The 25,207-nt window shown below is 37.9% G+C and carries 21 protein-coding genes; 9 read left to right on the top strand and 12 right to left on the bottom strand.

What is annotated here, in order from left to right; genetic code table 11:
* Nucleotides 1-20: 20 nt before the first annotated feature.
* From AAEU33_RS09000 to aceB, 5 genes are all read right to left on the bottom strand, one after another.
* A complete protein-coding gene (locus tag AAEU33_RS09000) occupies nt 21-467 on the bottom strand; it encodes a 6-carboxytetrahydropterin synthase (RefSeq protein WP_172280225.1) in 447 nt (148 codons plus the stop codon).
* Between the two features lie 72 nt (nt 468-539).
* Nucleotides 540-923 carry a thioesterase family protein gene (locus AAEU33_RS08995; protein WP_273649242.1) on the bottom strand — a complete coding sequence of 128 codons (384 nt, stop codon included), beginning with the start codon at nt 921-923 and terminating at the stop codon, nt 540-542.
* Nucleotides 924-1,072: 149 nt separating this feature from the next.
* Nucleotides 1,073-1,648, bottom strand: coding sequence for an OmpH family outer membrane protein (locus AAEU33_RS08990; protein ID WP_345992158.1), 576 nt, complete (start codon nt 1,646-1,648; stop codon nt 1,073-1,075).
* A 196-nt stretch (nt 1,649-1,844) separates the two neighbouring features.
* Nucleotides 1,845-3,128 (bottom strand): isocitrate lyase, encoded by a 1,284-nt coding sequence (gene aceA, locus AAEU33_RS08985; RefSeq protein ID WP_345992758.1) that lies wholly within the window; start codon nt 3,126-3,128, stop codon nt 1,845-1,847.
* 195 nt (nt 3,129-3,323) lie between these two features.
* Entirely contained in the window at nt 3,324-4,898 is a 1,575-nt protein-coding gene (gene aceB, locus AAEU33_RS08980) for a malate synthase A (RefSeq protein ID WP_345992156.1), read from the bottom strand.
* Between the two features lie 127 nt (nt 4,899-5,025).
* On the opposite strand from aceB, the gene AAEU33_RS08975 reads away from it, so the two are divergent.
* The 3 genes from AAEU33_RS08975 (at nt 5,026) to AAEU33_RS08965 (ending at nt 8,004) form a co-directional block, all read left to right on the top strand.
* Nucleotides 5,026-6,510 (top strand): helix-turn-helix transcriptional regulator, encoded by a 1,485-nt coding sequence (locus AAEU33_RS08975; RefSeq protein ID WP_172280235.1) that lies wholly within the window; start codon nt 5,026-5,028, stop codon nt 6,508-6,510.
* A 77-nt stretch (nt 6,511-6,587) separates the two neighbouring features.
* Nucleotides 6,588-7,238, top strand: a complete 651-nt coding sequence (locus AAEU33_RS08970) for a double zinc ribbon domain-containing protein (protein WP_345992154.1) — start codon at nt 6,588-6,590, stop codon at nt 7,236-7,238.
* Between the two features lie 76 nt (nt 7,239-7,314).
* Nucleotides 7,315-8,004: an alpha/beta hydrolase gene (locus AAEU33_RS08965; RefSeq protein ID WP_345992152.1), complete on the top strand. Its 690-nt coding sequence runs from the start codon at nt 7,315-7,317 to the stop codon at nt 8,002-8,004.
* On the opposite strand, the gene upp is transcribed toward AAEU33_RS08965, so the two are convergent.
* On the bottom strand, nt 8,005-8,655 hold the full coding sequence (gene upp / locus AAEU33_RS08960) for a uracil phosphoribosyltransferase (protein ID WP_172280240.1): 651 nt from the start codon (nt 8,653-8,655) through the stop codon (nt 8,005-8,007).
* A 144-nt stretch (nt 8,656-8,799) separates the two neighbouring features.
* On the opposite strand from upp, the gene AAEU33_RS08955 reads away from it, so the two are divergent.
* Nucleotides 8,800-12,720, top strand: a complete 3,921-nt coding sequence (locus AAEU33_RS08955; protein WP_345992150.1) for a Pls/PosA family non-ribosomal peptide synthetase — start codon at nt 8,800-8,802, stop codon at nt 12,718-12,720.
* Between the two features lie 11 nt (nt 12,721-12,731).
* The gene (locus tag AAEU33_RS08950) at nt 12,732-13,214 is read left to right on the top strand and encodes a GNAT family N-acetyltransferase (protein WP_345992148.1); all 483 of its coding nucleotides are present in this window, start codon (nt 12,732-12,734) and stop codon (nt 13,212-13,214) included.
* A 117-nt stretch (nt 13,215-13,331) separates the two neighbouring features.
* Here AAEU33_RS08950 and der read toward each other — a convergent pair whose 3' ends face one another.
* Together der and katG are read right to left on the bottom strand one after the other, a co-directional pair.
* Nucleotides 13,332-14,642, bottom strand: coding sequence for a ribosome biogenesis GTPase Der (gene der / locus AAEU33_RS08945; protein ID WP_172280246.1), 1,311 nt, complete (start codon nt 14,640-14,642; stop codon nt 13,332-13,334).
* A gap of 289 nt (nt 14,643-14,931) precedes the next feature.
* Nucleotides 14,932-17,208: a catalase/peroxidase HPI gene (gene katG / locus AAEU33_RS08940; protein ID WP_345992146.1), complete on the bottom strand. Its 2,277-nt coding sequence runs from the start codon at nt 17,206-17,208 to the stop codon at nt 14,932-14,934.
* Nucleotides 17,209-17,493: 285 nt separating this feature from the next.
* On the opposite strand from katG, the gene AAEU33_RS08935 reads away from it, so the two are divergent.
* A complete protein-coding gene (locus tag AAEU33_RS08935; protein ID WP_345992144.1) occupies nt 17,494-17,955 on the top strand; it encodes a heme-binding domain-containing protein in 462 nt (153 codons plus the stop codon).
* A 10-nt stretch (nt 17,956-17,965) separates the two neighbouring features.
* The gene (locus AAEU33_RS08930) at nt 17,966-18,379 is read left to right on the top strand and encodes a DCC1-like thiol-disulfide oxidoreductase family protein (protein ID WP_172280252.1); all 414 of its coding nucleotides are present in this window, start codon (nt 17,966-17,968) and stop codon (nt 18,377-18,379) included.
* 185 nt (nt 18,380-18,564) lie between these two features.
* On the opposite strand, the gene AAEU33_RS08925 is transcribed toward AAEU33_RS08930, so the two are convergent.
* Nucleotides 18,565-19,998 carry an alpha-amylase gene (locus tag AAEU33_RS08925; RefSeq protein WP_345992142.1) on the bottom strand — a complete coding sequence of 478 codons (1,434 nt, stop codon included), beginning with the start codon at nt 19,996-19,998 and terminating at the stop codon, nt 18,565-18,567.
* A gap of 189 nt (nt 19,999-20,187) precedes the next feature.
* On the opposite strand from AAEU33_RS08925, the gene AAEU33_RS08920 reads away from it, so the two are divergent.
* Both AAEU33_RS08920 and murA read left to right on the top strand, forming a co-directional pair.
* Nucleotides 20,188-20,847 carry a DUF4290 domain-containing protein gene (locus tag AAEU33_RS08920; protein WP_345992140.1) on the top strand — a complete coding sequence of 220 codons (660 nt, stop codon included), beginning with the start codon at nt 20,188-20,190 and terminating at the stop codon, nt 20,845-20,847.
* Nucleotides 20,848-22,155 carry a UDP-N-acetylglucosamine 1-carboxyvinyltransferase gene (gene murA, locus AAEU33_RS08915; RefSeq protein WP_172280257.1) on the top strand — a complete coding sequence of 436 codons (1,308 nt, stop codon included), beginning with the start codon at nt 20,848-20,850 and terminating at the stop codon, nt 22,153-22,155.
* 69 nt (nt 22,156-22,224) lie between these two features.
* Here the strand turns inward: murA and AAEU33_RS08910 are convergent, their stop codons facing one another.
* The 3 genes from AAEU33_RS08910 to AAEU33_RS08900 form a co-directional block, all read right to left on the bottom strand.
* The gene (locus AAEU33_RS08910; protein ID WP_345992138.1) at nt 22,225-24,153 is read right to left on the bottom strand and encodes a DUF2207 domain-containing protein; all 1,929 of its coding nucleotides are present in this window, start codon (nt 24,151-24,153) and stop codon (nt 22,225-22,227) included.
* Nucleotides 24,154-24,156: 3 nt separating this feature from the next.
* A complete protein-coding gene (locus AAEU33_RS08905; protein WP_172280261.1) occupies nt 24,157-24,711 on the bottom strand; it encodes a LemA family protein in 555 nt (184 codons plus the stop codon).
* A 113-nt stretch (nt 24,712-24,824) separates the two neighbouring features.
* Nucleotides 24,825-25,136 (bottom strand): NIL domain-containing protein, encoded by a 312-nt coding sequence (locus AAEU33_RS08900; protein WP_172280263.1) that lies wholly within the window; start codon nt 25,134-25,136, stop codon nt 24,825-24,827.
* Nucleotides 25,137-25,207 lie beyond the last annotated feature (71 nt).

The following is a 25,207-nucleotide window of genomic DNA, read 5'->3' as shown; positions in this document are numbered from 1 at the left end:
GTTTTTTTTATTGAATACAATTATACATTATCTTCTGCAAACCATTCCCCGTAAGAGTTTTCAGTTTCATGAAGTTTAAGATAAGCTAAAGAAACCTCAGCAGGAAGCTTAGATTTTATTTTAGCAGCGATAGCATACAGCATATTTTCGCATGTAGGCTGGAAATTACAATAGATTACTTTATGCCCTCTTTCTTCAAGATCTTCACCCAGTTCCTTATGCGGCGATAATCCGTTGATCAATACTGCATGATCCCAAACATCTACAATTTCAGATTTTACGATACTTTTAATATCACCAAAATCCACAACCATCCCATTTTTAGGGTTTTCCAAATCATTAATAGGCTTTCCTTTCACTGTTACAAACAGCTTATAGGAATGTCCATGCATATTTTTACACTTTCCATCGTAATTATACAGCACATGTGCTGTTTCGAATGTAAAAATTTTTGTAATACGTATCATGATGCAAAGATAAGGAATTTGGGCTGAGTATGGGCCACATGCCAAGGAGTACAATCAAATGAACGGTGATATTTAAATCTTCTCCAGCCAATCACTTTTCAGCCTTTGAATCCTTTGTGTTTTAGAATCAATAAGAACCCAAAGTGTTAATGAATCTACCACAAGCTCTCCATTACAATAAAATTCAACTTTCCTGGGTTGCCTGATTCCTTCAGGATTTTTAGGATATGTTTTTACAGTAATAACATCATTCAGATAGACTTGCTTTTTGTATTGGATATGATGATCAAGCAGCATCCAGATATCTTCAGGGTATTCAGTTAAATGCTTTACAGAATCCCAATGTTCGGTTGCAATTTCCTCTACCCAACTCACATATTGTACATTATTGACATGCTTATTCTGATCTATATTTTCTTCTGTTACCTTGATCTGCTTTTCATACACTAGACTCATCTCTCTTCAAAATTTATCCAAAAATAAGGCATAAAAAATAAAATCTGCTAAAACAGGAAATACCTTTCCTGTTTTATTATTTTAATTTGATCAAAAAAAGCAGAATCGGATTTATTCGATTCTGCTTTTATATTATAACTTAAAAGTTTTTACTTAGTTTTTGCAGCGGGTTTAGTGGCTGTTGCAGTAGCTCCCAGTTTGGTTTTTACAGCCGGTGTAATATCCTCGCTTCCGTCTGTATATAACAGATTGTTGGCTCCCTGCGCTGATGAAGTATCGAATACATAGCTCAGATTTCTTTCTTTTGCTACAGCAGAAATCGCATTTTGGATTTTTTGCTGTACCGGAGTAAATAACTCGGTCTGTTTAGCAGAAACCTCCTTCGCCGCCTGACCTCTGGCATCTTCTATCTTTTTACCTAATGTCTGTAATTCTGTTTGTGCAGCCATCAGCTCTTTGGTAACAGCCTCTTTATTGGCTTCACTCAATGTCTTCTCTTTATCTTGAGCTGCCTTAAGTCTGGTTTGATATTCTGTGATCAACTTCTCAATTTCAGCCTGCTTGGTTTTAGTCAGGTTATCAATAGTAGAGGTTACCGTTTTCACTTCAGACATACTTGCAAAAATATCATCAGAGTTTACATGGCCAATCTTCTGTTGAGCGTTAGCAGCGTTAGCCGTTAGCGTAAGTCCTGCTGCAATAAAAAGTACCTTAATTAACTTCATTTTTTTATTAAATTGTTTAAAAAACACTATTTTTTTAGTTTTCAAATATAATACAAATTTTCATTAGTTTTTTAAACCTTTATTCCCGTCCAAAAGCCTGCAAACCTGAGAATATTTAATTTCTTCATCGCAAAAATCCTTCCCAACATGGAGAAGGATTTCAAACAATATGTATAATGTGGAAAAAACTTACTTCTTAATGAAACTGTGCTATTTCAGTAGAGTCTTTCATGGCGACAGTTGCTGAAGAACCACCTGTTACCACATTCTGAATCTCATCAAAATATCCGGTTCCTACAAAAGACTGGTGTTTCACGGCCCTGAACCCTTTTTGCTGTAAAGCAAACTCACGTTCCTGTAACTCGGAATATCCAGCCATTCCTTTTTCTTTATACGCTAATGCCAGCTCAAACATTGCTGTATTGAGTGCATGGAAACCAGCCAACGTGATAAACTGGAATTTATATCCCATTTTGGCAAGCTCCTCACGGAAAGTAGTCATTTCCTCAACACTTAATTTGGCAGCCCAATTGAATGAAGGTGAACAGTTATACGCTAACATTTTTCCAGGAAACCTGGCATGGATTCCCTCAGCAAATCTTCTTGCCTGTTCCAGATCAGGATTAGACGTTTCCATCCAGATCAGATCAGCATAGGGCGCATATGATAAACCACGATCGATTCCTTGTTCCACTCCATTTTTCACTACATAAAATCCTTCTGAAGTCCTCTCTCCGGTCACAAATTTCTTATCTCTGTCATCAATATCTGAAGTCAGCAGGTCTGCTGCGTCAGCATCTGTTCTTGCAATAATGACACTCGGAACCCCTGCTACATCGGCAGCTAAACGGGCAGCTATTAATTTATTGATGGCTTCCTGAGTAGGTACCAATACCTTACCTCCCAAATGCCCGCATTTCTTTGCAGAAGACAGCTGGTCTTCAAAATGAACCGCAGCAGCTCCGGCCTCGATCATCTGTTTCATCAGTTCAAACGCATTCAGATTACCTCCAAAGCCAGCCTCTGCATCAGCAATAATAGGAACAAGGTATTCTTTATCGCCACCTCCGTTTACAGACTGGATCTGATCCGCTCTTAACAGAGCATTATTGATTTTCTTAACTACAGAAGGAACGGAGTTCGCTGGATATAAAGATTGATCAGGATACATTTCTCCTGATAAATTCGCATCAGCAGCCACCTGCCAGCCCGAAAGGTAAATAGCCTCCAACCCGGCATCTACTTCCTGTACTGCCTGATTTCCTGTTAATGCGCCCAATCCGGCTACAAAATCCTGAGTCGTAAGCTTCTCCCAGAATTTTTTAGACATTTCAGTAGCGATCGTGTAATCGATCGTATAAGATCCTCTGAGCTTTAAAACCTCTTCAGCTGTATAAGGTCTTTGTACTCCCTTCCAACGTGGATTGTTCAGCCAATCCTGCTCTAAAGCCTGAATTTTTTCTTGTTTCGTTTTCATAATATTTTGATTTGCATTTAGTTATAAATTATTTTATAAGGTTCGGGATACGAGTTCTACAGGTTTATCATTGGAATTCCATCAGCTTGACCAAAAAGAACATATTGCTCATAGATTCAATGATTTCAAAAACCAACTCGAAGTGACTATATTATAGGATTATTACCACCAACTTTTCATTCTCAAACGGGTTGATACCTAAATAAAAGGATACGCTTTCAAAGTGAGGAATTCTTCAAATTTTTCTGAGAAGATCAATTCGTTAAAAAGCTCTTTAGCCAGATTAAATTTCCCGTTTTTAAAGCGCTCTTCACCTACATATTTTTCAATGGTATCCATCTCTTCCCTTTCCCACTGGAGAACCATTTCTCTGGTCAGAATCCGGTCATCAATTAAAACAGCCTCATTCTTCAGCCATTGCCAGATCTGTGTCCGTGAAATTTCTGCGGTAGCTGCATCCTCCATAAGATTATAAATAGCCGCTGCACCTATCCCCATCAACCAACTTTCGAGATAAAGAATTCCTACATTAATATTTTTACGAACACCCCTTTCACTAATCTCTCCCTTAGGAATTTCCAGCAGATCACTTTCCTTGATTTGATAATCCACTTTCTTGTCAATTTGGTTTTTTGAAGGCATATATTTGTCAAAAATATCTTTAGCCAAAGAAACCAAAGCGGGATGAGCTACCCAGGTGCCATCATGCCCATTTTTTACTTCACGCTCCTTATCTGCTTTTACTTTTTCAAAGGCAATATGATTCGCCTGATCATCATTTTTTATAGGAATCTGAGCAGCCATTCCTCCGATGGCATGCACATTTCGTTTGTGGCAAATTTCAATCACCCTTTTGGAATATGCAGTCATAAACGGAGAGGTCATAGTTACCTGATCACGATCCGGTATTATAAATTCAGGAAGGTTTCTGAATTTTTTAATAAATGAGAAAATATAATCCCATCGTCCGCAGTTCAATCCTGCGCTGTGTTCTTTTAGCTCATATAAAATTTCATCGATCTGAAACGATGCGGTGATCGTCTCTATTAAAACCGTAGCCTTAATCGTACCTCTTGGAATCTGAAGATAATTCTGGGCAAAATCAAAAACTTCATTCCACCATCTGGCTTCTTTATAGTGTTCCAGTTTGGGAAGATAAAAGTAAGGACCACTCCCCTTTTCAAGAAGCCTTTGTGCATTCCTGAAAAAATAAATCCCAAAATCAACCAATGAACCGGAAGCCTCTTCACCATTGATCTCGATATGCTTTTCATGAAGATGCAATCCTCTCGGACGAACCAGTAATACGGCGGTCTTTTCCTGCAATTGATACGCTTTCCCTTCTCGGGTTGTAAAATCTATACTTCCGTTAATGGCATCTGAAAGATTAATCTGCCCTTCCATGCAGTTTTTCCATGTAGGAGCATTGCTGTCCTCGAAATCTGCCATAAATGTGGATGCTCCAGAATTAAGCGCATTGATGATCATTTTACGATCTACCGGACCCGTAATTTCAACTCTCCGGTCAAGTAAATCTTCAGGCAATGGCGAACATACCCAATCTCCATTTCTTATTTCTTCTGTCTGAGGTAAAAACCTGGGAAGATTTCTGCGATCAAAATCAAGCTGAGTTTCTTTTCTTTCTTCTAAAAGATCAAGCCTTTTAGCATTAAAGTTCTGGTGAAGTTCAATCAGAAACTCTATCAATTCGGGATTGAAAATCTCTTCAAACTGGCTTTGAGCCTTTATTCTTAATTGGGTGGTTGTTTCCATAACTCATTGATTTTGTGATTTGATATTACAAACATAAATAAAAATTTTCACAATTAGCGAACGTTCGCTAATTATTTTTTAAAAATTATTATGCGAATAATCGCAATCAAATATCTATATTTGAGTAATGAATGCAGAAAGTGATTTTATTAAAACGGTTTTCGGGCTTAAACTGAAGCAGCTGAGACAAAAGAAAAATTGGTCTCTGCAGGACCTTGCCGTAAAAACAGGGTTATCAAAATCTTACCTCAACGAAATTGAGAACGGAAAAAAATACCCCAAGCACGATAAGATCATCCAGCTTTCCGAATCCCTGAACTGTACATTCGATGATCTGGTTTCTACGAAACTGGACAAAAGCCTGGCTCCGTTTAATGAAATTTTACAATCGGATTTTTTTAAAGAAGTTCCCCTGGACCTTTTCGGAATAAATAAAAATAACCTCATCAGCATCATCAGTGATGCCCCCAAAAAGGTCACCGCCTTTATCAATGCACTGATTGAAATATCTCAAAACTACAATCTGGGAAAAGAGCGTTTTTATTTTGCCGTATTGCGATCCTTCCAGGAACTTTATGATAATTATTTTCCTGATATCGAAGAAAAAGTATTATCCTTTGCTCAGGAGCATTGTTTAGAGTTCAGTAAAAATCTGGATCCGGATATTTTACAAAATATCCTCAATGAAAAATTCAACTACACGATTCAATCCAAAGATTTCGAACCTTTTGGAACATCCGTGCATCTCCGTTCATTATTTATTCCTGAAAAAAAACTTTTACTGCTCAACAGCAAATTAGAAAAAGACCAGAAGACATTTATTCTCGCCAAAGAAATTGGTTTTAATGTTCTTGAATTAAAAAACCGCCCCAACACCTACTCATGGCTGGATTTTGGAAGCTTCGAGGAAATCCTGAACAATTTCTATGCGTCCTATTTCGCCGGCGCACTATTGATTTCGAAAGAGCAGATTATAGAAAATACTTCTGACTTCTTTTTACAAAATAGCTGGAAACCCAAAAGCTTCACCCATCTCATTGAAAGCTTTACGAATTCTCCGGAAACATTTTATTACAGGCTGACTAATGTCCTGTCTTCAGAATTAGGAATAAAAGATTTGTTTTATTTATGCCTGGTTAAAAAGAAAGATTCCGAAAGAATTCAGATTTTAAAAGAACTGCATCTGAATCACCAGCAGGCTCCTCATGCTAATGCTACGAATGAACATTATTGCAGAAGATGGATTGCTGTAAAAAATCTTCAGGATTTAACGGAAAATGAAACATTAACGGACGCTCAGATCTCCCATTATAAAGATCAGGGAATAAGTTATCTCGTTATTTCCACTTCCCAGAAAAACCCTTTTTCAGACGGCAGTAACCGAAGCTACTGTCTGGGAATATTATTAAATCCTCAAACAATAAAGAAAATAAACTTTATCAAATCTCCAAGTTTACCAACGATCAACGTGGGGGTAACCTGTGAATCCTGCAGTATTGCAGATTGTGAAGTAAGACAAGCTCCACCGGTTCGTCTTGAGAAGGAATATTTTAATCAGAGTATGAAAAATTCCATTGAAAAAATACGAAAGGAAGTAGAATCTCAGGGTTAAAAAGCATTACATTCTTTCATTACTTCTTACCTCTTTCATGTTTCAGCTAATAAACTTATATTAGTAAAAACACAAAAATGATTCTTGACCTTCTTTTCCCCAATCGTTGCATCCACTGCAACCGGATCATCGATGCTGACCTTCTGGTATGCTCCTCCTGTTTTGAACATATCCACTTTACCCATTTCAATTATTTTGAAGATAACCTGTTTAAAGAAAAGTGCAAATTATTGTTTCCGGTTGAAAACGCATATGCGCTCATGTATTTTGAGGAGGAAAACTTAAGCCGTAAGATCATCCACGAATTAAAATATAAAAACCGGGAAAAAACCGGGAAAGTGATTGCAAACTGGACAATCGGGAGACTGGATTTTAAAAATAACAAACCTGATTTACTGGTAAGCGTTCCACTTCATCCTAAAAAAGAAAGAGAAAGAGGATATAATCAATTGCATCTGTTTACAGAAATACTATCCAGCCAATATCATATTCCATTTGACCATCACCTGATCAAAAGAAATTACTACTCACAAGCTCAGGCCCTAAAAGATAAAAAACATCGCCTAAAAAATGACAACACTTTTTCAATATCCCGAAAGATATCTGATAAACATATTTTATTAATTGATGACGTTTTTACCACCGGCAATACGATCGCAACTATAGCATGGGAAATCTTAAATAGCGGCAATAATAAAGTGAGCATTCTGGTAATGACAATAGATTAACCTGTAACTTCTAACCTCTAAACCTTACTTCCAGCTTTCAATTCTTTTTCATAATTTTCCGGATAAACTAATAGATATGAAAAACCTGCTTTTACTGCACGGTGCTTTAGGGCACAGTGATATTTTCAAACCTTATCTACAGGATTTATCAAAACAATTCAATATACACACCCCTCTTTTTTCAGGGCATGGAAACACTGAAATTCCGCATGATGGTATCAGCATAGAAAAATACACTCAGGAACTGGCTGAATACTGTAAGCAACAAAAACTCAATGATGTTTATATTTTCGGACACAGCATGGGTGGCTATGTTGGTCTCTGCTATGCTCTGCAGCTACCGGAAAATGTAAATTCCGTATTGACATTAGGCACAAAATTCGACTGGACAGAGGAGCAGGCTTTAAAGGAAAGTACAATGCTTGCCCCTGAGACCATTCTTTTAAAAATTCCGAAATATGCGGAACAACTGGAATTACAACACGGCTCCCAATGGAAAGAGCTGCTTCCCGCAATTACCGGCATGATGGTTTCTTTAGGTAAAAAACCACCGCTAAATTCAGATAGTTTATCAAAGATTACAACTCCAGTCCAGATCATGGCCGGAGACCATGATAATATGGTAACATTGGAAGAGACCGTTCAAACCTATCGTCGTATTCCTAACGCAAGATTAATGATACTTCCGGATACCAGACATCCAATGGAAAAAGTACGTCCGGTATTATTGATGGATATAATGAAGGATTTCTGGAATCTGTATTAATTACCGCTGTAATTTTTCACCATAGCTAAGGTCACCGGCATCTCCCAATCCGGGAGTAATGTAGCCTTTGGAAGTCAGTTGATCATCAATAGCACCTACCCAAATTTTTGCTTCAGGATAAGCTTTTTCAATTGTTTCTACTCCCTGTTTAGATGCGATGGCCGCTACAATGTGCAATTGAGTAGGTGTTCCGTGTGTGAGTAAGTCTTTGATTGCTTCAATTAATGACGCTCCTGTAGCCAGCATAGGATCTCCCACGATTAAAGGTCTTCCTTCAATACTTGGACAAGTAAGATAATCCTGCTTGATCGAAAAATAATCGTTGGCATCATGTTTTCTATAGGCTGCTACAAAACCGCAATCAGCTTTATCCAAATAATTTAATATCCCCTGAAATAGAGGAACTCCTGCCCTAAGAATAGTAGTAATCACTGGTTGTACTGCAATTTCCCTAACCTTTATCGTATCCAGAGGAGTCTGGATTTCAACTTCTCTTTGCTCAAGTTCTTTACTGATTTCAAAAGCGGCAATTTCTCCGATACGTTCCATATTTCTACGGAATCTCAATCGGTCATGCTGAACATCTACATTACGCAGTTCGTTAATCCACTCATTAACAAGAGAAAAGTTTTCAGATAAAATAGTAACCATGAAATTTTAAATTTTAATTAGAGTTGGCGGGCTTTAATTCCTGCAAAATTACAATTAAAAAACGAAATCCGAGATTGAACGTAAACAGAAATAAAGTATATTTATGAAAGTTTCCCAACCCATCTGTACATAAAAAAATCTTGAATGATGAAAAGTTTAATCTTAGGAAAAATAGCTCCTGAATTTCTGAAAGAAGAGACTCTTCCCGGGTTATTAGCTCCTATTTTTGAAAAATACAAAAATAAAACAGCATTTATATTTAATGGTAAAAAACTCTCTTATGAAGAACTCAATAACTGGAGTAATGCAATTGCTTTACAGCTTCACAATGAAGGCATAAAGCCGGGCGATAGTGTCGGGGTTTGGTATCCCCGAAGTATGGAGCTTCCAGTTGCTATTTTAGGAATATTAAAAGCCGGAGCCTCTTATGTTCCACTGGACCGGGAGATGCCTGAAGACAGGATAAGAAAAGTTTTTACAGACATTCATGTAAAAGCTTATTTCTCTGATGCAGATGTCGGAATCCATTGTCGGCCTTTAGCCATTGCCCCACAACCCGACAGCACTATCCCTCCAATCAGCGATCCGATTAGCCCCGATCAATGGGCATACGTGTTATTTACTTCCGGAAGTACCGGAAATCCTAAAGGAATTCCAATTTCCCACAGGAATATCTGTCATCTTATAAGATCTGAAGAAGATTTCATAGGAATAAAAGATACCGATATTGTATATCAGGGTTTTTCCGTTTCCTTTGACATGTGGTGTGAAGAGGTATGGATCAGTCTTTTTTCCGGTGCAACGATATGGATTGCAGATGCCCTTACTGTAAAGGCTATTGATGAATTAAGTGATGTATTAATCAGGAATAAAATCACTGTTCTTCATGCAGTACCCAGTATCTTAGCCATCATCGAGGAGGTTCCTTCAGTGAGGATCATCAATACAGGAGGTGAAGCATGCACAAAACAAGTACAGGAAAAATGGGCAAAGCCTTACAGAACCTTCATCAACAGCTATGGTCCCACGGAGACTACGGTATCTTCCAACATGGCTAAGCTGAAGGATGATGACGAGCTTACGATTGGCCATCCTCTACCCAATTATCATATTGCTGTGGTTGATGAAAATGTGAATATAGTGCCACGAGGAGAAAGGGGTGAAATGATCATTTCTGGTCCCGGAGTCAGTAATGGCTATTTCAACCTCCCGGAGCTAACAGATCAAAAATTCCTGAAAAATCCATTTCCTGAACTTCCCGGCGATACCATTTACAAAACTGGAGACGCTGTTATTATACGAGAAAACGGTTTTATAGATTTTCAGGGAAGAATAGATGACCAAATCAAACTCCGTGGCTACAGGATTGAATTGGGAGAAATAGAAGCCCGGTTGAATCAGCTTCCCGGCATTTCTTCAGCAGCTGTTGCCGTGAAAGAAGACGCTAATGGACAGGGGCAACTCGTTGGCTATACTGTAATGAGTGACGATCATGAATTCGATGAAAATACAATACGTAAAGAGTTAGCAAAGTCTCTGGCACCTTATATGGTTCCCGTCTCGATCATCAAAATGAAGGAAATGCCCAGGATGCCGAGTGGAAAAATTGACCGAAAAAAGCTGCCGGTTCCTGAAAGCTTCATCAGCCATGAGAAAAGTGAAGACATTGAAATAAATCCTGAAGCTCCTATCGAAGAAAAACTGTTGCAGACCCTTCATTGGATGTTTCCGGGAAAAGAGATCCAATTACATCAGGACTTTTTTACGGATCTGGGAGGACATTCCTTACTTGCTGCAACATTAGTTTCTCACCTCCGGCAAAAAGCAGGGATTCCTTACGCTTCTTTAAAAGATATTTATGAAAACAGGCCGCTTTCCGCTTATTCAGATTGCCTTAAAAATAAACACACTGAAAAGGCATCCGATCAGGAACCGTTTACAAGAGTTTCGTCCTTTCAATATTACGCCTGCAATCTTGCCCAGACTATTTCCTTACTGGTTGTTTTTGCATTATTTAGTGTACAGATATTTTTCCCCTATCTTAGTTATTATTATTTCCAGCTTAATGGGTACGGAACCGGATTAGCCCTGTTAAGTGCTATTCTTTTGTATACACTCATACCACCGGTTTATTCTGTTATTATTCTTTTAACAAAGTGGCTTGTTATCGGAAAAATAAAAGAAGGTGATTATCCGTTGTGGGGCTGGTATTACTTCAGATGGTGGCTCTGGAAAACCGTAAAAAGACTGATGCCTTCAGAATTTATTGTTGAAACCCCATTGTATCCGAAATATCTGAAATTATTAGGTGTACACGTTCATCCGAGCGCACAACTTAGCCTTTTACCTATTGCAGCTGAAGATCTTGTTACCATTGATCAAAACGTAACCACGAGCTCAGGATGTAGTATTGATAATGCATCTGTAGAAAATGGAGTGCTTAAAATAAGAAAAGTACATATTAAAGCACACGCTTATCTTGGTTCTTCAGCTATCGTATGTGGTAATACTGTCATTGAGGAATTCGGAGAACTTCAGGATCTCAGCTGTTTAAATGAAGGAAATACGATCGGGTACGGTGAAGTCTGGGATGGTAGCCCGGCTGAAAAGCTAAGAACAAAAAGTAAGGAAGAGACACAGATTCCACAGCTGGTTTCTGCCGCAAAAAGAAACAAATATGCTATCATATATGCATGTTCTCTTTTTTTCTTCCCACTTTTAATCGTTTTACCGCTTGCTCCAACATTGTACACCTTGTATTATCTGGACGACCGTTCAGCGGATTACAGTTTCTATTACCTATGGCAGGCACCTATTCTATCTACAATCTACATATTAATTTTTATCGGGGTTGTCAGTATTATAACAAGGTGCCTGCAATACCGTATGAAGCCGGGAATATATCCTGTTTACAGTTTTATCTATTATCGAAAATGGGTAAAAGATCAGATATTTAATCTTGCATTAACCGTCGTACATCCTCTTTTTGCTTCGATTTATATCAGTAAATTTTACAGGATGATGGGAGCCAAAGTGGGCAGAAATTCAGAGATCTCCACAGCAAGCGATGTTTCCCACAATCTTCTGGAAATTGGAGAGGGATCTTTTATTGCTGACGCGGTCATCCTGGGGGAACATGATGTAAGAAATGAAAAACTGATCCTGGCAAAAACCAAGATCGGCAACAATAGTTTTGTAGGAAACAGCGGATTGATCCCACAGGGATATGAATTAGGAGATAATATGCTGATCGGCGTGCTAAGCAAAGCTCCGAATGAAGAACAACTTAAAAACTCTTCTGAAAAAGACTGGTTTGGATCTCCGCCAATCGGACTTCCCTCAAGACAAAAATCGGAGAGCTTTGACAATAGCCTTACCTACAACCCTCCCTTCAGTCTTAAGTTTGCACGTGCTATTGTGGAGGGAATCCGGATTATTCTGCCTCAAACCGTTATTATTATCTGCAGTGTATTATTTATTGCCTACACCAGCAATTATCTTGAAGGAAGAATCCATCATTTGATCTTATTTTCTCCATTTTATTATCTGGGAATTGTAGCCCTACCTTCCTTCTTCTTTACGGTAATCCTTAAATGGGTTCTCGTTGGAAAGTATAAAAAAACAGAAATGCCCATGTACAGCCTAAAAGTCTGGTTGAGTGAAGGAATAACTACAGTATATGAGGCACTCCCTGTAATCTTCTTTCTTGATTTCCTGCGGGGAACGATGTGGCTTCCTTTCTTTATGAGATTTTTGGGTGTGAAGATCGGTAAAAGGGTGTGGCTCAATACAACAGATATTACAGAGTACGATATGGTAACGATAGATGACGAAGCAATGTTGAATGAAGACTGCGGGCCGCAGACGCATCTTTTTGAAGATCGTATTATGAAAATAGGAAGTGTAAAAATCGGTAAGCAGACAACCATTAATTCGAGAACCATTATTCTTTACGATACCGAAATAGGTAATAACGTAAATGTTGATGCCCTTTCACTGATTATGAAGGGCGAGGTACTTTCTGATCATACATCCTGGCACGGAAGTCCGATACGAGGAAAATAAAAAATTATATTATGAACTTTACAATCCGAAAAATAAAAATATCAGACCATCTCCCCATTGTGGATGAGTTGGTAGGAGAGCTTCATGTTTCTGAAAAGGAAATGAATGAGAAAACAGCCGACTGGGGCAAGATCAGAAAACATTATTTGCGCTTTATGACCGACTGTGAGGAAGAGAATAACGGAACATTTCTTATTGCTGACGCAGAGGGAAAAGCTATTGGTTTTTTATTCGGATATATTGATGAAAAAGATGACAGCAACTTTGAATTGGGAGATGCAGATGACCTGTATGTTTCTGAAGGATATGTAAAGCAGGAGTATAGAAAACACGGAGTTTACACTGCCCTAAACAAAGCATTTGAAGAAACTTATAGAGATTTTAATATCCGGAAAATTTACAGGTTTACTTTATGCAATAACCATATTATGCAAAGCTGGCTTGATAAACAAGGCTATAAACCTGTCCGGTTAATGTATGAAAAGTGGCTGTAAAGGATAAAATATATTTGATGAAAGAAAAAAAGTTCTGGTAAGATATTTCTTACCAGAACTTTTTAAATATCGACTATTACTTTGTGACACTTTTTTTAATAAGCGCAGCCGAAGTAATTATTTTTGTCTGAAATATACCTCGATAGGAACTCCGGTAAATCCGAATTCTTTTCTCAATTGATTTTCAGTAAATCTCTTATACGGTTCTTTTATATATTGTGGAAGATTACAGAAGAATACAAACTGAGGTGACGGCGTAGGAAGCTGCACACAATATTTGATTTTAATGAATTTTCCTTTATTTGCCGGAGGTGGAGTTTGTTCGAAAATAGGAAGCATCACTTCATTTAATTTCGAAGTTTTAATCTTCTTCTTACGGTCTTCATATACCTGCATCGCCACTTCTACCGCCTTCAGTATTCTCTGTTTCGTCAATGCAGATACAAACAAAATTGGAATATCCTGGAACTGTCCAATCTTATCTTTAATTGCTTTTTCAAAATCACGGATGGTATTGGTTTGCTTATCTTCGATCAGATCCCATTTGTTAACCAGGATCACAATTCCTTTTCTGTTCTTCTGTGCTAAACCAAAGATATTCATATCCTGAGATTCCCATCCCTGAGTAGCATCTACCATAATGATCACTACATCAGAATATTCAATAGAACGAATTGATCTCATTACAGAATAAAACTCAAGATCTTCGGAAACTTTAGCCTTACGACGCATCCCCGCAGTATCTACCAATACAAACTCGTGCCCGAATTTATTATATAGTGTTTGTATACTGTCTCTGGTTGTTCCCGCAATATCTGTTACAATATTTCTCTCTACATCCAATAAAGCATTCGTTAAAGTGGATTTTCCTACATTCGGACGACCAGCGATCGTAATTTTAGGTAATCCTTCAAAAGGATCCTGATAATCCGTGGTTGGAAAATCTTTAACGATATCATCTAACAGATCTCCTGTTCCTGATCCTGTAGCAGAAGAAAGTGTATAATATTTTTCGATTCCTAACTGGTAAAATTCTGTAGCTGCCAATTCTTCTTTTGCAGAATCTACTTTATTTACAACGATATAAACCGGCTTATTGGATCTTCTTAATAATTCATGAATTTCATAATCCGTATCTGTAAGGCCTTCCTCTACATTAAGCATAAAAATAATAGAAGTAGCTTCATCTACTGCCAGCTGTACCTGTTTACGGATTTCTTCTTCAAAAATATCCTCTGTCCCCACATCATATCCTCCGGTATCAATTACCGTAAATTCTACTCCGTTCCAGTCGGATTTTCCGTAATGACGGTCTCTTGTAACACCTGCAGTAGAGTCTACTATAGCTTCTCTTCTCTCCAGGAAACGATTAAATAATGTGGATTTTCCTACGTTGGGACGCCCAACGATAGCGACAATGTTTGACATAAAAAATGTTTAATAATCCTTCGATTCTCTCAGGACAAGTTATTAATGAGTTACTCCAACCTTTGGAGCTCAATTTTTTGCAAAGATAAGGCTTTATTATTTAGCAATTAAAAAAATGAAAATTCCAGAGCTTCTGCTTCCATGTATATATCTTTGCATCGTAATATTAAAAACTATCTTCATGCTGTGCAATAGCAATTCACAAAAGAAATAGGCCCCACACGTTCTTCAAAGCAAAAAACCATCCCGGGTAGAGATGGTTTTAAATGATATCAGATATGTAAAAAACTTAAGCCAGTTCAAACCGATCCAGATTCATCACCTTAGTCCATGCTGCGGCAAAATCTTTTACAAACTTTTCTTGTGCATCAGCACTTGCATATACTTCCGCAATTGCTCTTAATTCTGAATTGGATCCAAATACGAGATCAGCACGGGTAGCTGTCCACTTTGGCTGTCCGCTTTTACGATCAGTTCCCAGGTATAATTCATTGTCACCAGAGGCTGCTTTCCATTGAGTTCCCATATCAAGCAGATTGACAAAGAAATCATTGGTAAGAACTCCAGGACGATCTGTAAACACTCCGTTTTTAGAGCCGTCAAAATTAGCATCTAATGCTCTCATTCCACCGATTAATACTGTAAGTTCGGGAGCAGTAAGGGTCAGCAATTGTGCTTTATCAATTAATAGGGCTTCAGTAGAAACCGTATATTTCCTTTTTAAATAATTACGGAAACCATCTGCTGCCGGCTCCAGATATCCCATCGATTCAATATCCGTCTGTTCCTGAGAAGCATCCATACGGCCAGGCGTGAAGGAAACCGAAATATCGTGCCCTGCAGCTCTTGCTGCTTTTTCTACTGCTGCTGTTCCTCCTAAAACAATAAGATCTGCTAAAGAAACCTTCTTACCGGAAGTCTGTGAAGCATTGAATTCTGCCTGAATATTTTCCAGCACATTCAGAACCTTTTGTAATTGCAAAGGATTATTCACTTCCCAATCTTTTTGAGGAGCTAAGCGAATTCTCGCTCCGTTTGCTCCTCCCCGCTTGTCACTTCCTCTGAAAGTCGAAGCCGAACCCCATGCAGTTGTGATCAGTTCCTGAGAACTTAACCCCGAATCAAATATTTTCCCTTTCAAAGTTTCAATATCAGAACCATCTATTAAGGCATGATTTACAGCAGGGATAGGATCCTGCCAGATCAGTACTTCATCCGGCACATCCGGTCCAAGATAGCGGGCTCTTGGCCCCATATCTCTGTGCGTAAGTTTGAACCATGCTTTTGCAAACGCTTCAGCCAAAGCATCAGGATTCTCGTAAAAATGTCTTGATATTTTTTCGTAAACCGGATCAAATCTCAGGGAAAGATCCGTTGTAAGCATCGTCGGTTTATGTTTTTTAGAAGAATCGAATGCATCAGGAATAATCTCGGCACCATCTTTCGCTACCCATTGATGAGCTCCTGCAGGGCTCTTTGTAAGTTCCCATTCATTTTCAAAAAGATTTTTGAAGAAGTAATTACTCCATTGCGTAGGAGTTTCTGTCCAGGTTACTTCCAGTCCACTGCTGATCGCATCTGCTCCTTTTCCAGATTTATAGCTGCTCGCCCATCCTAGTCCTTGCAATTCAATACCTGCTCCTTCAGGTTCTTTATCTACATGGTCGGCCGGTCCTGCACCATGTGTTTTACCGAAGGTATGTCCTCCTGCAATGAGGGCCACAGTCTCTTCATCATTCATCGCCATACGCCCGAATGTATCACGAATATCTTTAGCTGCAAGGATTGGGTCTGGATTTCCATCCGGACCTTCAGGATTTACATAGATAAGTCCCATTTGTACTGCTGCTAAAGGCTTTTCAAGATTTCTGGAATGTACTTTTCCATCCGCGTCATCATCTGTTGGTAACACCGCATGATTTTCCACTACCCCCTCAGAACCATGTGCATATCGGAGATCACCTCCCAGCCATGTTGTTTCGGATCCCCAATACACGTCCATATCCGGTTCCCAAACATCTTCACGGCCCCCTGCATATCCAAATGTTTTAAAACCCATGGACTCTAATGCGATATTACCGGTGAGAATCAAAAGATCCGCCCATGATATATTTTTACCATATTTTTGTTTTATAGGCCAAAGTAACCTTCTTGCTTTATCCAGACTTACGTTATCCGGCCAGCTATTCAATGGTGCAAAACGCTGCTGACCTGCTCCAGCTCCTCCTCTTCCGTCTCCCACACGATACGTTCCGGCACTATGCCATGCCATACGGATAAACAAAGGGCCATAATGTCCGAAGTCTGCAGGCCACCAATCCTGTGAATCCGTCATTAATGCATGAAGATCTCTTTTTACAGCTTCAAGATCCAGGCTTTTAAATGCTTCAGCATAATTGAAATCTTTATCCATGGGATCGGATAAAGAGGAATGCTGACGTAAAATATCAACTCTTAACTGATTAGGCCACCATTGTTGATTTTGAGTTCCGCCACCAGCTACATTTTGTTTCATTGTTCCATTATGAAACGGACATTTACTGATGTCATTTGAATCTTTTTCCATTGTCGTTTAAATTTTAATATTGATTAATACCGTTTATCTGATCTGAACAAGACAAACTTACAACAACCCTTTCAATAAATACGATCTATTGATAAAATTTTTATGATAGTTAAAAACTATAATAAACTTCTACAGCCCTTGTCTTATTTATTGCAATAAGTTAGCTATATTTAATTGAAAATGAAGCAAAATCAAAACACAGGCCTCCTATTTAGAATGATTCTATCCTTCATAATAAGGAAAAAAAGATTACATTTAAACATATAAACACTAAAATTCAAAAGCATGAAAAAAATATTGATCATCCTTCTGGTAGCTTTTATTATCATTCAGTTTTTTCCTATTGACAAGACCAATCCACCGGTGAATCCGGGTATTGATTTTTTAAAAATAAAAAAAACACAACCTGAGATCGCCAAACTCATCCGTACATCGTGCTACGACTGTCACTCCAACGAAACGAAGTATCCATGGTACTCAAGCATTGCTCCTTCATCGTGGTTTCTCAAAAATCATATTGATGAAGGCAGAAAGAATTTAAATTTCTCTACCTTTGCAATGTATGAACCTGAGAGACAGGCACACAAATTGCAGGAATGTATTGAAATGATCGAGAAAGAGGAAATGCCTCTGGAATCCTATATTGTTGGCCATCAGGGTGCAAAATTAACCCCGGAACAGAGAAAGCAGCTAATACAATATTTTAAACAAGTAAAAGCAGAAACTGAACGGTCGATGGTATTTTAAAAAAAGTGTTATGCAGGAAAATTGGCAGGATAAATATATTGTCTTCTTTGACGGAGATTGTGGAGTTTGTAATTTCTGGGTACAATGGATCCTGGAGCGTGACAAAAAAAACAAATTCCTTTTTGCTTCTTTACAATCGGATTTCGGCCAGAAGTTCTTATCCGAAAGAGGGTTGGAGACTACTGTTTTCAATACGATGTATCTTTGGAAACCTAATCAGTACTATCTGGTAAAATCTAGAGCTGTTCTTCAGATTGCTCAACTCCTGGGTGGTGTATATCAACTTATTGCTGTTGGAAAAATCATACCGACTTTCTTAAGTGACCAGGTATATGATTTGATTTCAAGAAACAGAATGAAACTTGCTGCTCAAAAGTGCTACCTGCCTGATCAAAATCAGAAAAGAAAGTTTATAGAAGTTTAAAAGCACTGTAATTTTTGAATTACAAATGGCAAGCATCATGATATAATTTCACAATACCTGCCATTAAGTAGTATTACATATCTGATTTTCGTATCGAAATTCTAAAATTCTTACTTCCCTAAGTCATTCACCATGATAAAATCCTTGTGGAATTCATTAAATAAATTGACGATTCTGTCCTACAATTATTGATTTAATGACCAGACAGAATAACTATTGGGAGGACATTGAATTTTCACTCTCTTATCAGCCTGTGTTGTAGGATACCAGGTTGATGCTCCTGTAAAATCCTTGATCTGCTGATTGCTCCAATTGGTGTCTACCCATCTTTCCTGCCAGCTTGATGAAGTGTTAATATAAACCACCAGTCCAGGATTACCATTATATCCGTTACGTCTCGCAATATACTCATCATTATCTGTGTAGAGAATAGAGGTTGTTCCTGTTGCTTTATTGTTATGAATCCAGATGAGATTATTTAATCTTTCTTTATTAAGCCACTCCTCGTAATCCCTGTAAAATATGGTAGGATACCCTTCATGCGTCAGGATATAAGCATATGCAGGCATCTTGTTATAAATAATATCAGTATCATGGTTAGCCACAAAAGTAACGGCTTTGTATGGATTTCTTTTCCACATCATATCATCATTCAAAACATTGAGGTTTCCGTTATCAAATGCTTCATCCATTTTATAATAGGCCGCAAAATCAAATACAGAGCTGTTTGCATTGTTTGCCCATGATTCCAGTGTATTAACATTGGAATCCCATAATTCCCCTACTGAAAAGCCGCCTACCTTTGCATTCCAGTTATTAACCACCCACGCACCAAAACCTTTTACATAATCAAATCTCCACCCGTCGAACTTCATTACATTCTTATAGTATTTACCAACGGAATCGTCTCTTCCCCAAAGCCAGTCCTGCACATGGGGATTAGCATGGCATAAATCCGGAAAACCACCGAAAGAGCCTTCGTCGTTATTTCCGTAGGCATTTTTATAAAAATCATTGTAGTTTCTGGTAAATTTTCCTGAAGCTATTCCTGAAAAATTCGTCCATGTATTGGTTCCTGTATAAGGATTCGCTTCCGACTGCCCTCCACTGTTATGGTTGATCACAATATCCGCATAAACCTGCATGTTTTCTGAGTGTGCTTTGGTGATCAATGCTTCCAGCTCAGCTCTCGAACCAAAACGGGTCTCTACACTTCCGTTTTGATTAAAGTTTCCAAAATCGTAATAATCGGTAGGATCATATCCCATTGAATAAGCTCCGTTCTGCGCTTTGGATGCGGGAGGTAACCAAACTGCCCCGATTCCTGCATTGGACCAACCGGTAAGTTTATCTTTTACTGTATTCCACCAGTTTCCGCCATCCGGAACATCCCAGTAGAAGCCCTGCATCAGAACACTTCCCCCCGGACCTGCAACAAATTTACCATTTACTGACTCTTTTCCAGTACTGAACGGCCTTCCATCATGACGAGTGACCTGTACTATTTTGGAATGAACCTCTTGTTCCCTCGAAGTGTTCCCGACTCCTTCATCATTGGTTTCACAGGAATTCATGATTCCTAAAGCCATTAATGAAAATAAGAAAGATGTTTTTTTCATAGTCCGTTTTTTAATTATTAATATAATAACTAAATTACACTTTTATTAAAATAAATTCCACTTAACGTGAATAAATTTACTTAGACTCAAAAATATGCTCTAAAATAGTATCATAAATTTTCATTAAAAAATCATAAACTTTTAAGATTATCGGCACAATTTTTCTTTTAATCCATATATTTGCATATTATGGAATATAACACCCAAAAAACGCAACTTAATATGCCGGAATACGGCAGAATTATACAACAGTTGGTTGAGCGTTGCAAAGAACTCCCTTCTAAAGAGGAGAGAAATGAAATGGCAATGGCAATCATCGATTTTATGGGACAAAGAAACCCACAACTTCGCGACGAAGAAAATTATAAACATAAACTTTGGGATCATCTTTACATTTTAGCCAATCATGATCTTGATGTAGATTCTCCTTATCCTTTTCCGACGAAAGAACAGCTTGAAGAAAAGCCAAAGAGAATGGAATACCCGAAACTTCAGGGTGATTTCAAATTTTACGGAAAAAGTATTCTTCAATTAATTGAAAAGGCTATAGAGCTTGAGGCCGGAGACGAAAAAGAAGCTCTTATTGAAGTGATTGCCAACAACATGAAGAAATCCTACAATGTTTATAATAAAGAGCATGTTACTGATGATGTGATCTTCCGTCATTTGAAAGAGCTTTCGGAAAACAGACTGGACCTTACAGGTATAGAATCCCTGGAGAAAAGTAAAATCTATTACAATACCAACAACCGAGGCAACAACAGTAACAATAGTAATCGCAACAGCAATAATAAAAATCAAACCAACAAGAGAAGACATAACAATAACAACCATAAAAACAGAAAGTAAATGAGTGGAACGTTTCAAATAAGAGGAGGAAAAAGACTGCAAGGTGAAATTACTCCACAAGGGGCAAAAAATGAAGCTTTACAAATTTTATGTGCAGTTTTACTAACTGATGAGGAGGTAACCATTAAAAACATTCCTGACATTCACGACGTAAACAGGTTAATTGAAATTCTGGGCGATTTTGGTGTAAAAATCACTAAAAACGGGCCTGGAAATTACACTTTTAAGGCTGATCACGTTAATTTCGACTATGTAAAATCCAGCGAATTCAAAAAGGACGGTGCTAAATTACGTGGTTCTATTATGCTTATGGGGCCTATGCTGGCCAGATATGGTGAAGCTTATATGCCGACTCCGGGTGGAGACAAAATCGGACGACGACGACTGGACACTCATTTCCAGGGGTTAGTAGAATTAGGTGCCGAATTTCACTATGACGAAGAAGAATATTTTTACTCTTTAAAGGCTAAGGAGCTCAACGGGAAATTCATCTTACTGGAGGAGGCTTCAGTAACCGGTACTGCAAACATTGTTATGGCAGCAGTATTGGCGAAAGGAAAAACAAGAATTTACAATGCAGCTTGTGAACCTTATCTTCAGCAACTTTGTAAGATGCTGAACAGAATGGGAGCTAATATTTCCGGAATAGGTTCAAACCTACTAACGATTGAAGGAGTTACCCATCTGCGAGGTACGGAACATACGATGCTTCCCGACATGGTAGAAATAGGTTCATGGATTGGTCTTGCTGCAATGACAAAATCCGAGCTTACTATAAAAAATGTAAACTGGAATCAGCTGGGAGTAATCCCTAATACCTTCAGAAAATTGGGAATCCAGCTTGAACAAAGCAACGATGACATCTATATTCCGGCTCAGGAAAATTATAAAATTCAGAAATTCATTGATGGATCTATCCTTACTATTTCGGATGCTCCATGGCCGGGATTCACTCCTGACCTGCTTTCTATTATCCTGGTAGTTGCTACACAGGCGAAAGGAAGCATTCTGGTTCATCAGAAAATGTTTGAATCAAGGTTATTTTTTGTAGATAAGTTAATTGATATGGGAGCGCAGATTATTCTATGTGATCCACACAGAGCGACCGTAATTGGCCTTAACCAGGAAGCTCCTCTTCGTGGGACAACAATGGTTTCCCCAGATATCAGAGCAGGAAACGCTCTTCTTATTGCAGCTTTATCTGCCGAGGGAAAATCTATTATCCACAATATTGAACAGATTGACAGAGGATACGAAAATATCGACGGAAGACTGAAAGCAATTGGAGCGGATATCGAAAGAATATAAAAAAACATTTGTTTACAATATAAAAGCGTTCAGGACCCCTGAACGCTTTTTCTTTTTATAAGGCCTGGTTTACCAGCCGCCGCCTCCACCGCCACCTCCGCCGCCGCCGGAGAAACCTCCACCGCCAGATCCGCTTCCGGAACTGGAAGGTTGTGTAGATGCAGATTGTATAGATTTGGTAAGGCTCGAGTTCAATGTATTTCCAAAGCTATAATGATTTATAGAATTTCCAATATACCAGCTATGAACATATTCTGTTCCGTTAGCCATATTTTTCAACAAGGTATCAAATTTTTTACCCCAGATTTCATCTACTCCCAAAACCATAGCAAATGGCAGAAGAGTTTCAAAAACCTGCGGTGTCAATTGTGGTGGATTATGGAATTTCAACTGTTCATTTTCCGCTGCTCCCATATACATTTTGAAACCTTCAATCAGTGATTTTTTCTTTAATTTCTCTTCTGACGGCCTTTTGATCAGATATTGATAGATCATCAGTGAAGTAAATGCAAGTGCAATGAAAATATAACAGATATTAAAGTTACTGCTTTCAGTTATTTCATGACCGTTACTGAGTAAGCCACCTATTCCAAATAGTATGCAAAATGGAATTGGAATCAGAAATTTCCAGGAAAGGCTTTTAAATAAAAATGTAACTAAAATAAATGCCACAAAAAGTATAACATACACCGCAATTCCGATGACAACCTTTTCCGCTTCCGGATAAATAGTATAACTTATATATAATCCAAGCATATACATTATTGTAATAAGTAAAGTAGGCAATACTAATTTTCCTGTGTTATTTCCTTCATTGAGAAATTTATCATGTTGGAATTTCAGCGTTTCCTTAAAATTCGTAACCACTCTTTCAATTCTGGAATCATATTTCCCATCAAACTTTACAGTATCGATGTTATCTGAAAAAAGCGTATTCATGAGATTAATTTCTTCTTTTGGTAAAGACTCATCTGCTTCTTTCAATTTTTTAAGGGTAAATATTTTTGAACTGAAAAGACCAAGAATTCCGGAATCTTCTCCTTCAATGATCTGAACATATCCTTTTATGGCCAGATTGACAATAGCTGCCGTCAGATATTTATTTTTGAAATTCTCATTTCTCAAATACCCTAAAGAAGCAGGAGAAAGATTTTCGGGAACATTAAACTGCGGATAAACTATTGGTTTTTCAGGATCCACCCCATATTTTCTCCATGTTGAGTAATAATAGAAGATCAATCCGATAAAAACGATAAACCCACCAATTAAAATTCCAAACTTTTCAAAGAAAGTGGGTGGTGGCGGAGGGATCATCACCCCTTTATTAAATCCTACAGCCACAGTAAGCCCTTCATTAGACTTAAGATCTGCCGCGGTCCATTCTATCGAACGATCAGACAAAACCTTTACAGTACAGTTCTGCGAACTGCTGCCATACACTCCTGTATAACAGGAGTTCTGAAGTATTTTAGCGCCCTCCGGAAGATTAATTTTAGCAGAGACAGAATCAATATCAAAATCCCAATAGGTTCCGTTTACATTCCAGTAAACCTCATCATATTTATCAAAAAAACCGATCTGGTTCTCTGTTTTATACCTGATCTCATATTCATAATCTCCCGGACTCAGTATAATGTCTTTATTTCCAACATATATTTTTAAAAAGCCATCTTCTATTACGTCATGATAATCTTCTTCTACTCCGTTTTTTTTAATGGAGAGGATGGTATACTTAACTTTCTGATTTTTGTTATTCAGATTTCTGGAAAGCGGCAATGCCCGATAGATACCTCTTTTAATCTGATCTCCCAGACTATGAACTTTGATATCTTCCTTTATCGTAAGACCGGAACTTTTATCGACATCAATATCAGAATGAAAGGAGAGAATTTTTTCGGTATTTTCTACCATGGCCATTTGATCGGGACGCCGGGGCTCTTCCTGACTAAAACCCAATACAAATGCTAACAGAACAAAAAGCAACAGAATTTTTTTCATTGCTTAAAACTTCACAGATGGAACTTCTCTTTCAGCTATATTTTGTAATTCAAAGAAGGCAGATTTTTCAAATTTATACATATTAGCAATGATATTACTTGGAAAAGATTCTACCAGCGTGTTATTCTCACGAACCGTTCCGTTGTAATACCTTCTTGATTTTTCAATATCATTCTCTATAGAAGTAAGCTCCGATTGAAGCTGCTGAAAATTGGTATTGGCTTTCAGATCAGGATACTGTTCAGCTACGGCAAAAAGATTCATCATGGCTTGGTTCAGATTTTTTTCAGCTGCTTCCTTAGCTTCAACAGAATTAGCTCCTATAGCCTGAGACCTCGCTCTTGTAACACTATCTAAAGTTTCACGCTCGTGGGTTGCATATCCTTTCACCGTTTCTACAAGGTTCGGAATAAGATCATGACGTTTTTTAAGCATAACATCAATACTGCTCCACCCTTCCTGAACCAGGTTCCTCAGTTTCACCAAACGATTATAAATAGAAACTCCATATAAAAGAAACAAAACAATTACAGCGACAATGATAATTAGTATGGTCATAGATTTTTAATTTATTGTAGTTAAAAGTACTATTTTTTCAGATACTGTTTACCATAAAAAAAAGTGCCCGGTAAACCGGAACACTTTCGTAATTAAAACTATATGAATCTCCCCTAAAAATACTTCCTGCAGGTATACTCCACACTGGTATTTAAAAGTTTATTTTTATTCAGATAATGCTCAAGCTGCCGGCAATCATCTGAATCTGCATTAATGTACAACTGTACTGAACCAAAATTACGTCCCTCTATATATTCCACATTGGCAGATAACACCCTGTGACAAATTCCGAACTGGTTATAAATGACATTCAGAATGTTTTCAAACTTCATTTTGCCATTTAATTCTATTTCCAGTATTAATTCTTTTTTTGGCAGGTTAATTTTATTTTGCAAAACCTGCAGGTTCGGATTTGGTGTTATCATCACTCAACTTTTTTGGTTAGACTACTTTGATTTCACATTTTCTTATTGCGTTAAATCTTTAGCAAAAATAT

It is taken from the genome of Chryseobacterium sp. Chry.R1 (assembly GCF_039645525.1).
GTDB lineage: Bacteria > Bacteroidota > Bacteroidia > Flavobacteriales > Weeksellaceae > Chryseobacterium > Chryseobacterium proteolyticum.
Note: the sequence above shows the minus strand (reverse complement) of the source record. Positions and strands in the feature narration are given on the sequence as shown.